Raw genomic sequence first — 14545 nt, forward strand, 5'->3', positions numbered from 1 at the left:
CGATCGATGGGGGGCAACAGTATCTGATGTCCAGTATGACAAAGGGGAATCGATATTAGCGATCGCTTTCGCTAATTAATAAAGCGACCGGAAAGTGTTTTAAGGCGTCCCCAATCAACACCGTGCCATTCGCGATCAGGGACTGAGAAGTAATTGCATCTTTCATTGCAGATGGCATTCCCTGCGGTAGCTTCAACCGGGTGTCACCCCATACTTCGCCCAAAGGATATTCTCCTTCTTGGACAACGTTCGTCAGCAATCGCGGGACAATTGTAATTGCCACCCGATTTTCATAACTTCTGGCAAAAGCAACAATCCGATCCTGAAACTTCCCATCCACTTCTAGCGGTACGTAATCTCCTTTTTGGAAAACTGCCAAATTTTGTTTTCTTGCCTCTAAAACCCTAGCTATCAAGAAAAGCTTAATTCTTCCATCCTCCTTACTCGTAAATAGCTCATCAATCAGCTTCAGAACATCTGCCTTAGCTTTCTCTTTAATCTCTTTAAGGAATGCTAGCCGCTGCTCAAAGTCCACTGGACGCCGATTATCTGGGTCTACTAAACTCAGCTCCCATAACTCCGTTCCTTGATAAAAATCAGGTACACCAGAAGCGGTAATTTTTAGCAAAGTTTGAGAGAGAGAATTGAAAATTCCGTAGTAAGCTATCGATTGTTGGAAGGACAGAAACTCCTGGAGAAATTGATTATCTGTGGAAGGCTTCAGGACTCCTTCGATAAAAGCAACAAAGCCATCTTCATAATCAGTATCCGGTCTGAGCCAAGCGGTGTGAACCTTAGCCTCTCGAACCGCTTTCACTACATATTCTTTCACGCGCTCTACAAAGTGCGATCGCTCGCTTTCAGCAAACGGAAAAGCACCAACCAGCGTTTGGTAAAAGAAATATTCATCATTCTTTTGAGGAAAAACCCGACCCTTCATGCGGCGTTTTTTAGAGTCGTTAATTTTACTCCAAGTTTTTACCTGTTCTTCCCACTCATCGGGAATTTCTGAAAGCACATTTATTCTAGCTCTGACATCTTCCCCACGCTTGGTATCATGGGTTGCCGTGGCATTCATTTTATGAGGCCAACGCTCATGCTGCTTTTGGTTGAACTCGTGAAAATCTGCAACGCTAACCCCAAATTGGCTCGGATTTCCACCCACTTCATTCAGGGATAAAAGTCGGTTGTAAACATATAAAAGCGTATCCTCAATTCCTTTCGCCATCAATGGGCCAGTCAACTGCTGAAGTCTCATCACGAAGTGACGCTGTACTTCTCTTTGTTCTGCCTTTAAAGAGTCCTCCTCTTCTAGCAACAAGAGTTTTTCAATGTAGTTCAGTTCCTTCAAAAGCAACGGCACTTGCTCTCTAGCTTTTTCAATGACTTCCTTCACATAGAAGCGATCCGATTCTCTTAATCCCTCTTGATTGATATAAGTTCGATAAACGGGAAACAGTATCAGAATCTCAGCCAATGCTCTTTGCAGACCATGCTGAGTAAAATCGATTCCTACTCTAGAATGCCCCGATACTCGTTTCAAAAGATGGGCTAAATTATCTACATCTCCCGCCATATTTTTCTCTACAATCAGCCTTTTTTTATCCATAAAAAGCTGCTCGTAGGGGGTATTTAAACCTGTCAGTCTAGAGTAAATCTCAGTAAACCCTTCCTCGCTCTCAGTTCGGCAGAAAATACCGTTAACATAGTTTAAGAAGTCATAGCCGCTGGTTCCCTCTATAGGCCAGTAAGCAGGTAAATCTTCTTTATGTTCCAGAATTTTTTCAACCGTAATATAGACATCTCCAGCTTTGTTTCTCAGCCGTTGCAAATATTCACTTGGATCGTAGAGTCCGTCAATATGGTCGATTCGGAGTCCTGTGATTGTTCCAGACTCAACCAACTGACTTATAAAATTATGAGTTTTATGAAAAACCTTGATTTCTTCGGCTTTGACAGAAATTAATTCGTTGACGGTGAAAAATCTTCTATAATTCAGTTCTTCAGCACCCACTTTCCAAAACGAAAGGCGATAGAACTGTTCTGAAAGCAACCTATCAAGAGAATTAAAACTTTCTGGATTGCCCTTCTCCCCATTAAAAAACTCTATGTTGCTATCGATAAACTCCTGAACCTCTGGATTTTGGGTATAAAGTTCCCCCAAAAGTCCTTTTACAAAGGCTATCTGGTCATATCGTTCTTTACCTTTTGGTTCTACTAGCGTGTTTTTAAGCAGGTAAAGAATCCCTAGTAATTTAACAAAATCTGGATGATTTCTTCCCAGAGATTTAGCTAGTTTTCCTAAGTTATGAGTAATAAACGGGGCATAAGATTCTATTTTTACAGGAAGTTTTAAGCTAAAGTAGTTAACACTCAGCCCGCTTTGATCGTACTGGAGTTGAATTTCGGCATTTTCCAAACAATCTCCATAAAAATTACCCAACATTGGGGCAAGAACGCGCTCTCTCAGGTTTTCATAAGGATGATTCCAGTCAATATCGAAGTAATCGAAATACTCGGAATTTGGTCCATTTTCGAGGATGTCCATCAAGAACTGATTTTGGCTATCATAAGCCATGTGGTTGGGAACAATATCCTGTACCCATCCCATGTCGTAATTCTTGATTTCATTCACCAATGCTTCAAATTTTTCCGGTGTTCCTAGTTCGGGATTCAGTTGTGTGGGATCAACAACATCGTAGCCATGAGTGCTACCTTCTCTTGCTTTAAAAATGGGCGAAGCGTAAAGATCGGAAATTCCTAATTCAGCGAGATAAGCAATAATTTTCTTGGCTGAATCAAAGGGAAAATCTGCATTAAATTGAATTCGGTAAGTAGCTGCTGGAATCCGCATGATGTAATTTTAATTCCTCAATGATTTTTCTAATTTTGTCAGGTGAACAGTGCTTGCTCTACAGTGACGACTGGCGAAGCAAAGCCTCAATCGTCTCGTTATCATCAGTTTGATAATTAGGATTGGAAGGCTCTGCCTCGTCTATTATCCTGCTATCTCGTAGAGAACAATACTCTGTGGTTTGATGGTCAATTCTTGGTTTGGCGTGAGTTTTTCCGGTAAAGTGGAACCAGAACCCATCCACTGAGTATCGGAAGAGTCTAAAATCTTTTGCCAGTTGCCACTTGGTAGATTAGCTGTAAAAGTGACCTCTTTTTGATTGAAGTTCATAATGGAGTATATCTGACTAGCTTCACTCCAACGCCGAAGGAATAAGATTTTATCGGCTTCAATGCTGGACGCTTCTAGGGTGTTTTTGTCTGGTTTCTTCAAAGCAGGAATTGTTCGGCGTAGATGTATAAGTTGCTGATAAAATTCCCAAAGAGCTTTGTGTTTTCCTTCTTTTCGTTTTTCCCAGTTAATCTGACACTTCTGGAAGGTTTCAGGACTTTGGGGATCTTGCATTTCGCCTCGCCCCACAAATACTTTGAATTCTTCTTCTTTACTCTTGCGGATTGCTTCAATCAAATCTTTATCTGAATGACTGATAAAGTAAAAGAAAGGCGCTTCCTCACCATATTCTTCACCCATGAAAAGGAAGGGGACAAAAGGAGATAGAAAAATAGCAGCCGCAGCTAGTTTCAACCCTTCTAAGGAAATAAGCTGAGATAACCTTTCTGCCAGGACGCGATTACCAATTTGGTCGTGAGTCTGGGTAAAAACAATAAATCGATATCCTGGTTCGTCTTTGGAAGAACTACCATGACGGCGCTTTCTATGAGAAGCGTATTGTCCGGAGTAAATAAAGCCTTCTTTGAAAGATTTTTCGAGTTGTTCAACCTTTCCAAAATCCTCGTAATACCTATCGTTCTCTCCGGTGAGTAAGGTATGCAATGCGTGGTGAAAATCGTCATTCCACTGTGCATCTATTCCATAGCCGCCCACTTCTTTGGGTCGAATGACTCGGACATCGTTCAAGTCGCTTTCGGCTATCAGATAAAATTTTCTACCTTGTTGCTGGGAAAAATTAGCAACTTGGTCTGCCATTTCCTGTAATAAGGGTCTAGCACCCATCTCAAAAATGCCCTGAATGGCATCTAATCTTAGACCGTCTATGTGATATTCTTGGAGCCAGTAAAGAGCGTTTTCTAAACAAAAATTACGGACGCCATCGCTGTATTTGTCATCAAAATTCATCGCCTCTCCCCAATCACCGCGATATTTGGTAGTGAAGTAGGGAGCAAAATCTCGGAAGTAATTTCCTTCAGGACCTAGGTGATTGTAGACGACATCGAGAATGACTGAGATACCGTGTTGGTGACAAGCATCAACGAGTTTTTTTAATCCTTCGGGACCACCATAGGAATTCTGCACGGCAAAGGGAAACACCCCATCATATCCCCAGTTTCTCTCACCGGGAAATTGAGCAACTGGCATAATTTCAATGGCATTAATCCCTAACTCGCTTAATTCAGCAAGTCGGGGAATTATTGCCTCAAAGGTGCCTTCTGGAGTGAAGGTGCCAACGTGTAATTCATAGATAATAGTTTCATCTAAGGGAATGCCAGACCAATTAGTATCATTCCAGGCAAAAGTGCTAGGATCGATGACTTGAGAAGGGGCGTGTACCCCCTTCGGTTGGTATTTTGAAGCTGGGTCTGGTCTATCAGTTGTTCCTTCGAGTTTGTAGTAGTAAAGCGTTCCTGGTTCAATGCCTGAAGCTTTAACTTTCCAGTAACCTTCTTCATCCTGTTGCATTGTGAGAAGGCGTTCTTCAGGAGAAACAATTTGTACGGCTACTGTATGAAGAGTGGGTGCCCAAACGGTAAATTCACAATTTCCGTTGCCCAAGTAACAAGCGCCAATTCTCACCTTTAATTAGCCTCGCTGTTAAGAGTATTTTTTGCCTAATGGCGAAGTCACGTTAACGTATCCCAGAATATAGTTACGTTTAGTTACGTAGAACTGCCATAAGGTGTATTTTTATTTACTCAATTAGCGATCGCGCATATCAGCTTACTGACCTCTGGCAATGGCAGAAGGCTAAAAGCCACGCTAGTAGAGTCAGAAATGACTGCCTCTGTACTTGTGGCTAAGCTTTAGTGGCATCTTGAAATAGGGGGATTGAGAAAAATGCTATGGAAACAATGAGGATTCCTTTTCAATTGATTTGGGTAGTGGTAGCGATCTGTGTGCTGCCTAGCTTGCTGAATTTGTTGGGAGTGGATTTTGCCTCACCGAAGCATCCCTTCGAGGTGCCAGCTGTTGTGGGAATGTCTCCCCGCGCATTTGTCGAAGCGATGCAGTACACGCTTTCCGGAAGCTTTCTGCACACCATTCTGGAGTGGAGTGCGTTCTGTATTGCTCTGTCCATTGTTATTTTGTCTTTGATTCACTTCAGCCTGAAGCGCGATGCTGTCACGCTCATAATTGGCGTGGCAATGTTTTGCGCGGGGTGCATGGACACCTTTCATGCTTTAGCCGCCGACCGATTGAGCCAGGGGATAGCAGATAGCCAAAACCTAATTCCTTTGACTTGGGCAGTCTGCCGACTTTTTAATGCTTTGATTCTGCTGGGAGGCGCGGGAATTTTTCTGGCGACGAAACCAGGAAAGTGGAAGGGAGGCGCGGGTTTTGTTGCGATCGCTAGTGTATCTTTTGCTGTTGCTTCTTATACAATTGTCTATTTCTGTACCCATAGTGCCATACCGGCAACTATTTTCCCGAACGCGCTTGTCACTCGTCCTTGGGATGTCCCGCCCCTCTTATTGTTTATCTTTGCAGGTATTTTTGTTTTTCCTCGCTTTTATGATGCTTATCCCAGCCATTTTTCTTTAGCGCTAGCGATTAGCGTGATTCCCCAAATTGCCGTTCAACTCCACATGGCTTTTGGGTCAACTGCATTATTCGACAACCATTTCAATATTGCCCATTTCATTAAAATTATTGCTTACCTCGTCCCATTTATTGGCTTAAGTTCGGAGTATATTTATACTCTTCACGAAGAAGCTTTAACCGTTGACAAATTAGAAGCCACACAAAAAATATTATTAGATAAAACCAAGCAGTTAGAACTGATTAATCTTGAGCTGCAAAAACAAATCGCTGAGCGTCAGCAAGTAGAAGAGGAGTTGCACCGCTCCAATGTTGAGCTTGAAAGGAGAGTTGAGGAACGAACAGCAGAAATTAGACAGACCAACGATCTGTTATTGCTTGAAGTTTCTGAGCGCAAGCAAAGTGAAAATCGTTATCGAGAAAAATCTCAAGAGCTAAAAAAGACTCTGCTTGACCTCCAGAAAACTCAAGCTCAACTGATTCAAACTGAAAAAATCTCCAGCCTCGGTCAATTAGTGGCTGGAGTTGCTCACGAAATAAATAATCCAATTAACTTTATTCACGGCAATATCAATTATGCCTGTGACTATGCGAATAGTTTGCTCTATTTGTTGCACCTTTATCAACAGCAATACCCCCCTACACCTGAAATTGACCAAGAAATTGAAGCAAGTGACCTTGATTTTATTATTGAAGATTTGCCAAAGTTACTAAAATCAATGCACTTAGGAATTGAGAGAATTCGGGAAATTGTTCAGTCCTTACGTTCGTTTTCTCGCGTCGATCAAGCGGAAATGAAGCCGGTTGATATTCACGAAGGCATTGATAGCACCTTGCTAATCTTGCAGTATCGCCTGAAAGCGATCGCTGGCGGTCCCACGATCACCGTGACCAAAGAATATAGCGATTTGCCATTAGTTGAATGTTACGCGGGACAGTTGAATCAGGTGTTTATGAATCTGCTGAGTAACGCGATTGATGCACTAGAAGAGTCAGTCGCTAAGGAGGAAATATTTTGTCTTTTACCCAGTATTAAAATTAGCACCGCTGTTGAAGACGAAAAGCTAGCGGTGATTCGCATTGCCGACAACGGCCCAGGCATGACAGAAGAAGTCCGTTCTCATCTATTCGATGCCTTTTTCACAACGAAACCAGTCGGGAAAGGTACCGGCTTAGGGCTATCGATTAGTTATCAGATTGTAGTAGAAAAACATAGTGGCAGTATGGAGTGTATTTCTGCACCCGGAGAGGGGGCAGAGTTCGTCATTAAGATTCCGATTTCGCAGAACAAGATATCGCAACTCTAAATGATTCCAGAAGTCGAGGATCTATGTCGGTAGAGGCGATTAGCATAGAGTTGAGTATTGAGAAACGCGAGACGAACAGATGAACTTTTGTAGCGACAATGTCACCGGGATTTCGCCGGAAATTATGGCAGCGATCGCTGCCGCTAATCAGGGTACCACCATGCCTTATGGTGATGATGAATATACCCAGCGATTGTCAGCCCGGTTCAAGGAATTGTTTGAGACAGATGTGACCGTTTTCCCCGTCGCCACGGGTTCTGCTGCCAATGCTCTCGCCCTGTCTGTTATTACGCCCCCTTTTGGGGCGATTTACTGCCATCGCCAATCTCATATCAACCTGGATGAATGCGGGGCACCCGAATTCTATACCGGCGGCGCGAAGCTAGTGACACTGGATGGCGCAGATGGCAAGATTCACGCCGCTGACTTGGCTGCTGTGCTGGCAAAATCGGGCGCTGGCGTCGTCCATCACGTACAGCCTGCGGCTGTAAGCTTGACTCAAGCAACGGAGGCTGGAACGATCTATCAGCCAGAGGAAATTTCCCAGATTGCCGAAATTGCCCATTCCTACAATTTGGGTTTACATATGGATGGTGCCCGTTTTGCGAATGCGGTGGTTAATTTGGGTTGTTCTCCAGCGGATATCACTTGGCGGGCTGGGGTTGATGTGCTATCGTTTGGAGCGACTAAAAATGGTGCGATGGCAGCAGAAGCCGTCATCTTTTTCAATCAAGATTTGGCAAAAACTTTCGCCTATCGTCGCAAGCGCAGCGGGCATCTCTTTTCAAAGATGCGGTTTTTATCTGCCCAGTTGGAAGCTTACATTAAAGATGATTTGTGGCTGAAAAATGCTGCCCATGCTAACCAGATGGCTAAGAAATTAGCGCACGGGCTAACAGCGCTACCAGGAATGAACCTGTGCTACCTGGTTGCAGTAAATGAAATTTTTATTCAGTTGCCGGAGGAAGTTATCCAAGGGCTTCTTGCCGATGGTTTCCAATTTTATCCCTGGGAGGGGGAATATTCATCAACCGTCCGATTAGTAACAGCTTTCAACACTAAAGAAGAGGATGTTACTGCCTTGATTGAGGCGGCACGGGCACACTGCAACGTGGTTTCTTCACCTCTAGTTTCCACCTTCAATTTTCAGTAGGGAAGGGCAAAATTTCTTTCCCTAGTTTATGATTTTGTTCCCCGCAGGAGAGCCGAGTATTCGCAAAATGAACGTTGCGGCGCACCCACAATGGAGAATACCGATTTTGCTTGTGAAGAAGCATTATCCAGTAATATTTCCAGTTCTTGAACTGCTTCTGGTGGTGTCTGCTGTCGTGCTGTCCAATCTGCAAAATCAATCGGTAGGTGCCACTGTTGCATCGCGGTGAAGGGCATCCCAATACTTTCGCCAGCCGCTTGCCACTCCGATATCATCCAATCCCAACTATGAGAAGGATCGCGTAGTTTCTCCACCTGATTGATAAACTCTGCCAGTGCAATATCTTCCGGCGAAATAATGTCCACAACCAGGAACTTTCCACCCGGTTTTAGCACTCGAAAAACCTCACTCAGCGCGGGTGCCAAGCTGGGGAAGTGATGAGCGACATAGCGGCAAGTCACAATATCAAACTGCTCATTTGAAAAGGGGAGTGCTGTAGCATTGGCTTCCTGAAAATACACGTTATTTAAGCCTCGTGCCATTGCTTGCCGCGATGCCTCTGTTAACATTTTCTGGCTTAAGTCGATGCCAATCACTTCGCGGACATGGGGGGCGAAAGCAAACCCCGTATGTCCTGCCGCACACCCTACATCAAGTACACTCATCTCTGATGTTTGTTCACCTGCCTGCACCATCAGCTCCAGATCGTGCCCTTGTGCGAAAATGGGTGATGTACTGTATGCATTTGCTGCACGGTCAAATTGCTCTCGGATTGCTTCTTCTGGCTGCATTTTTGGCTCCTAAAATAGGTGTGGACAGGATGGAAATTCGGTGGAATTAGTGTTTTTAGCTCTAAGCCAATCGGATTGAGAAGCGATCGCTTTCTGTGTCAACATCAACGCACGATGCAGGCAATGCCGATAACACGCAAAGCGTTAAAACACGCTCAACCCAGCAATTTCAGCATCTCAATCGCCAGACTCGGAATCAGCGGCATCTCTAGAGACGGGCATCACCAGGACCTTATCAACGCGATTGCCATCCATATCCATCACTTCAAAACGCCAACTACCCAGATGAAAATGGTCGGCAGCCGTAGGAATTTTCCCTAAATGGGTAATCATAAAACCGCCCATTGTGTGATAGTTTCCTTTTTGCGTTCCCGGCAATTCCTCAATATCTAATATTTCAAAAAACTCTTCCACCGACAACATTCCATCAATCAACCAGGAACCATCTTCGCGTTGTACGGCTGGAGGAGATGTTGTACTATCGATTTCTACATCACCAACGATTTCTACTAAGATGTCGTTGAGCGTAACTACTCCCTGAGTGACGCCGTATTCATCTACAACCAGCGCCATGTGAGTGCCGGTTTGCTTGAATAATTCTAGAACTTTTAGCCCTCCGGTACTTTCAGGCACAAATACCGGCTGTTTCAACGAGAGCGTCAGGTCAAGCTGTTGTCCGGACAGACAGCGCCCTAATAGGTCAGTCACGGGAATGATGCCCAAAACATTATCCAGCGCCCCCTGACAGACGGGAAATCGGGAATAGGCGCTGTTTATAATCTTGCGTTGATTTTCTTCCTGGGAGTCTTCTAGGTCAAGCCAGACAATATCCGGTCGGGGTGTCATTAACGCACTCACGGGTCGGTCTCCCAGGCGAAACACTCGTTCCACCATGTCTTGTTCTGCTTCCTCAAAGGTTCCCGCCTCCGTGGCTTGCTCGATTAAGGCTGTAATATCGTGTTCGGTAATTTCCCCATCGGTGGACGGTCTGATGCCCAACAGCCGCACCATCATATCTGTGGAGGTACTCAATAGATAAACAACTGGGGCAGCAATAGTAGCCAACATCCGCATCGGGATAGCAACAGATGAAGCAATCCGTTCTGGATAGTTTAAAGCCAGCCGCTTGGGCACTAGTTCGCCAATAATCAGTGTCAGATAGGTGATGATCAGGATGGCGATCGCTGATGCGATCGCGTTTTTATACGGGGCGATCCAGGCAATCAACCCTAGTAGAGGGGTGAGGCTTTTAGCGATGGTTTTTTCGCCGAAAGCACCGGAGATAATCGCTAGGAGGGTTATCCCCACCTGAACAATTGCCAAAAACTGATTCGGGGAATTCGCCAGTTCCAAGGCAACGCGTGCTTTGACATCCCCTTGGTTAGCCAGCTGTTGCAGCCTCACCTTCCTAGCCGAGACGATAGCTAACTCTGACATCACAAAGATGCCATTGGCAACGATCAGTAGCAAAACAATCAGAAATTCGGTAGTAGGGGTCATTTGTCAATGTGTCAGTAATATCGGCGAACGGTGCCTTAGATGGAAGTAGGGGCGATACCCGAAGTTGGATGGTTAGAAAACCAGAGAACCAATGTGCCCACCCCGATATCAAAAGCTGGGGTTCCCCAAAAAAGCAGTAGCTATAGAGAAAGTAGCATTTTGTGTAAAGCAGAAATCTATCGGTAGAGCAGTCTCGATTTGAACTGCCTTCTAAAATGATGGAAGTAGGGAGGTATACTCCTGCCTTTTTGTCAGAACGAATTAAGCATTTCCTCCAACTGATGGCATTTTCTTCTATTATTCGTGCCCTAGGGCGATCGCCTCTCACGACAGAACTCCTTTCTAAGCTCGACCAACAACGGTATCTACAGCTCAACGGCATTCCCCGTTTGCCAAAGGGATTGGTGGCTTCTGCCCTCGCGCAAGCCCAAGGACAGAATTTGTTCGTGGTGTGTGCCACCCTGGAGGAAGTCAGCCGCTGTTGCGCTCAACTGGAAGCGATGGGTTGGCAGACGGTACATTTTTATCCGACTTCTGAAGCATCGCCCTACGAGCCATTCGATCCGGAATCGGAAATGACTTGGGGACAGATGCAGGTCTTGGCAGATTTAGTCAGGACTGAGGTAAAAGGAAATCCTCAGTCTTCCACAAAGATGGCGGTTGTGGCGACGGAACGGGCGCTGCAACTTCATTTGCCACCTCCTGAAGCTTTTAAGCCTTTCTGCATCACCCTGGAACGCGGACAGAGTTGGGATTTAGACGCCTTTAGCAAGAAGGTGGCGACTCTGGGATACGAACGGGTGCCTCTGGTGGAAATGGAGGGGCAATGGAGTCGGCGCGGGGATATTATCGATGTGTTCCCGGTGTCGGCTGAGTTGCCGGTGCGTTTGGAATGGTTCGGGGATGAACTGGATCAGATGCGGGAATTCGATCCGGCGACGCAGCGATCGCTAGATAAGATTGAGCGGCTGGTGCTAACTCCGACTGATTTTAGTCCGATTGTTCGGGCGGCGTTAGAAGATACGAACCGCCAAGACGCCAAGGTCGCAAAGGAAGAGAGGGAAGAGAGGGAAGAAGAACCAGAGAAGAGTACGCGGCGGTTGTTGGGGGTGGCTTTTGAGAAACCGGCTTCTTTGTTGGATTATTTGCCGGAAAATACGCTGATTGCGATTGATGAGCCGGAGCAATGTCGCGCCCATAGCGATCGCTGGGTGGAACACGCTGAAGAACAATGGGCAATTGCGAATAGGAAGGAGGAATTACCCAAAATTCACCGCAATTTTGATGAATCTTTAGCGGCGGCGGAACGCTTTAAGCGGCTGTATTTATCAGAATTGGTTGAGTCCTCAGTCCTCAATCCTCAGTCCTCCGCACTCAATCTAGCTAGTCGTCCGGTTCCGGTAACGCCGCATCAGTTTGCTAAAATTGCGGAAACTTTGCGAAACGAGCGCGATCGCAGTTTCTCGATCTGGATCGTTTCTGCACAGCCTTCCCGTTCTGTATCGTTGCTCCAAGAACACGATTGTCCGGCGCAATTTGTCCCCAATCCCCACGATTATCCGGCGATTGACAAGTTGCAAATCCAGAAGACGCCGGTGGCGGTAAAATATTCGGGGATCGCGGAACTGGAAGGATTTATCCTGCCAACCTTCCGATTGGTGGTGGTGACAGACAGGGAGTTTTTCGGACAGCATTCTCTGACAAGTCCCAGCTATATCCGCAAGCGTCGTCGGGCGGCGTCTAAGCAAGTCGATCCCAACAAGTTGCGCCCCGGTGATTATGTGGTTCACAGAAATCACGGGGTTGGTAAGTTTCTCAGGCTGGAAAGTCTGACTGTTAATAACGAAACCCGCGAGTATTTGGTAGTGCAGTACGCAGATGGTTTGCTGCGAGTAGTGGCAGATCAGGTCGGTGCGATGTCTCGGTTTCGCGCCACGGAGGGGAAACCGCCGGAACTCAATAGAATGTCCGGGAAGGCGTGGGAATCTACGAAGAATAAAGTCCGCAAGGCGATTAAGAAATTGGCGGTGGACTTGCTGAAGTTGTATGCTCAGCGATCGCAACAACAAGGTTTCGTTTATCCAGCGGATTCGCCTTGGCAAGAAGAATTAGAAGATTCTTTCCCCTATCAACCGACGCCGGATCAGTTGAAGGCGGTGCAGGATGTGAAGCGGGAAATGGAAAGCGATCGCCCGATGGATCGGTTGGTGTGCGGTGATGTCGGTTTCGGCAAGACGGAAGTCGCTATCCGCGCCATATTTAAAGCGATTACCGCCGGGAAGCAAGTTGCGTTCCTCGCCCCAACGACGATTCTGACTCAACAGCACTACCACACCCTAAAAGAGCGTTTCGCCCCCTACCCAATTGAGGTGGGTTTACTCAACCGCTTCCGCAGTGCTGAGGAACGCCGCAATATTATCAAACGACTGGCAACGGGTGAATTAGATGTCGTCGTTGGCACTCACCAACTCTTAAGTAAGGAAATTCGTTTCCGCGATTTAGGGTTATTGGTGGTGGATGAAGAACAGCGATTTGGCGTCAACCAGAAGGAAAAAATCAAATCTCTGAGAACGCAGTTGGATGTGCTAACTCTTTCCGCCACCCCGATTCCCCGGACGCTTTATATGTCACTGTCGGGAATCCGGGAAATGAGTTTGATCACCACGCCGCCACCGTCTCGGCGTCCGATTAAAACTCACCTGGCATCCTACGATCCCGAAGCGATCCGCACGGCGATTCGGCAAGAACTCGACCGAGGGGGACAGGTGTTTTATGTCGTCCCGCGAGTCGAGGGAATTGAAGAAACTGCCACGAAGTTGCGGGAAATGGTGCCAGGAACGAGACTAGCGATCGCTCACGGTCAATTAGACGAATCTGAGTTAGAAGCGACGATGCTTGCCTTCAGCGCTGGCGAAGCGGATATCCTCGTCTGTACCACGATTATTGAATCCGGCTTAGATATCCCCAGAGTCAACACGATCCTGATTGAAGATGCCCATAAATTTGGTCTATCCCAGCTATACCAATTGCGCGGACGGGTAGGACGTGCTGGCATCCAAGCTCACGCATGGCTATTTTATCCCAAGCACAAGGCGCTCTCAGATGCCGCACGGCAACGGTTACGAGCCATTCAGGAATTCACTCAGTTGGGTTCTGGCTATCAACTTGCCACGCGCGATATGGAAATCAGAGGCGTCGGTAACTTATTGGGTGCGGAACAATCGGGACAGATGGATGCCATTGGTTTCGATCTTTATATGGAAATGTTGGAGGAAGCGATTCGCGAAATTCGCGGACAGGAAATTCCCCAAGTTGACGATACGCAGATTGACTTGCAGCTGACGGCGTTTATCCCCGCGGACTACATCACCGATTTGGATCAAAAGATGAGCGCTTACCGTGCAGTGGCTGCGGCGAATTCTAAGGAAGAATTAGTGAGTATTGCCGCAGAATGGAGCGATCGCTACGGGAGTATCCCCAAATCTGCAACTCAGTTGCTGCGGGTAATGGAACTGAAACAACTGGCGAAAAAACTCGGCTTCAGCCGGATTAAACCAGAAAGCAAACAACACGTTATCCTAGAGACACCGATGGAGGAACCCGCCTGGAACCTGCTCAAAGATAATCTGCCAGAACACCTGAAAACTCGCTTTGTCTACACCTCCGGTAAAGTCACCGTTCGCGGTTTGGGCGTCTTGCCTGCCGAGCAGCAGACGGAACATCTGATTACTTGGTTGGGTAAGATGCAAGGGGCACTCCCAGAACCGGCACTCGTCTAATTTACATATCAGTACTGACAGCTCGGTTTGCAGGGTCGAAGAGTTGAAATTTGTCTTTAAGTTTGTCTGCGATTAGATCGGGCAAATCGGTAGTGTCAAAACCTCTTCCTGTCTCCCTGCAAATTTTTTGTTATTTTTGCTACCAATCCTCTATCAATCTCAGGAAAGATAATGAACAAATTGCACTCAAAAAAATTACCTCGTTGGGTACTTCCGCTTTGACTGAA

The 14545-nt window shown here is 46.3% G+C and carries 7 protein-coding genes; 3 read left to right on the plus strand and 4 right to left on the minus strand.

Annotated features, from left to right (window positions below; genetic code table 11):
* Nucleotides 1-55: 55 nt before the first annotated feature.
* A complete protein-coding gene (gene treY / locus NC994_RS15805) occupies nt 56-2854 on the minus strand; it encodes a malto-oligosyltrehalose synthase (protein WP_190438966.1) in 2799 nt (932 codons plus the stop codon).
* A gap of 144 nt (nt 2855-2998) precedes the next feature.
* The gene (gene treZ, locus NC994_RS15810; protein WP_190438968.1) at nt 2999-4825 is read right to left on the minus strand and encodes a malto-oligosyltrehalose trehalohydrolase; all 1827 of its coding nucleotides are present in this window, start codon (nt 4823-4825) and stop codon (nt 2999-3001) included.
* 266 nt (nt 4826-5091) lie between these two features.
* Between treZ and NC994_RS15815 the strand changes: the two genes are divergently transcribed.
* Nucleotides 5092-7095 carry an ATP-binding protein gene (locus NC994_RS15815; protein WP_242032581.1) on the plus strand — a complete coding sequence of 668 codons (2004 nt, stop codon included), beginning with the start codon at nt 5092-5094 and terminating at the stop codon, nt 7093-7095.
* Between the two features lie 79 nt (nt 7096-7174).
* Nucleotides 7175-8248, plus strand: a complete 1074-nt coding sequence (locus NC994_RS15820) for a low specificity L-threonine aldolase (RefSeq protein WP_190410125.1) — start codon at nt 7175-7177, stop codon at nt 8246-8248.
* A gap of 26 nt (nt 8249-8274) precedes the next feature.
* On the opposite strand, the gene NC994_RS15825 is transcribed toward NC994_RS15820, so the two are convergent.
* Nucleotides 8275-9039 (minus strand): class I SAM-dependent methyltransferase, encoded by a 765-nt coding sequence (locus NC994_RS15825; protein WP_190438971.1) that lies wholly within the window; start codon nt 9037-9039, stop codon nt 8275-8277.
* A gap of 177 nt (nt 9040-9216) precedes the next feature.
* Nucleotides 9217-10539, minus strand: a complete 1323-nt coding sequence (locus NC994_RS15830) for a hemolysin family protein (RefSeq protein WP_190438974.1) — start codon at nt 10537-10539, stop codon at nt 9217-9219.
* A 281-nt stretch (nt 10540-10820) separates the two neighbouring features.
* Between NC994_RS15830 and mfd the strand changes: the two genes are divergently transcribed.
* Nucleotides 10821-14318 carry a transcription-repair coupling factor gene (gene mfd, locus NC994_RS15835; protein WP_190438977.1) on the plus strand — a complete coding sequence of 1166 codons (3498 nt, stop codon included), beginning with the start codon at nt 10821-10823 and terminating at the stop codon, nt 14316-14318.
* Nucleotides 14319-14545: the final 227 nt, after the last annotated feature.

It is taken from the genome of Trichocoleus sp. AS-A1 (assembly GCF_039962015.1).
Taxonomy (GTDB): Bacteria; Cyanobacteriota; Cyanobacteriia; order Cyanobacteriales; family FACHB-T130; genus FACHB-T130.

Bases quoted from the DNA above. Each gene is read 5' to 3' on its own strand.
- treY (WP_190438966.1), bottom strand. From the start codon at position 2,854: ATGCGGATTCCAGCAGCTACTTACCGAATTCAATTTAATGCAGATTTT.
- NC994_RS15815 (WP_242032581.1), top strand. From the start codon at position 5,092: ATGGAAACAATGAGGATTCCTTTTCAATTGATTTGGGTAGTGGTAGCG.
- NC994_RS15820 (WP_190410125.1), top strand. From the start codon at position 7,175: ATGAACTTTTGTAGCGACAATGTCACCGGGATTTCGCCGGAAATTATG.
- NC994_RS15825 (WP_190438971.1), bottom strand. From the start codon at position 9,039: ATGCAGCCAGAAGAAGCAATCCGAGAGCAATTTGACCGTGCAGCAAAT.
- NC994_RS15830 (WP_190438974.1), bottom strand. From the start codon at position 10,539: ATGACCCCTACTACCGAATTTCTGATTGTTTTGCTACTGATCGTTGCC.
- mfd (WP_190438977.1), top strand. From the start codon at position 10,821: ATGGCATTTTCTTCTATTATTCGTGCCCTAGGGCGATCGCCTCTCACG.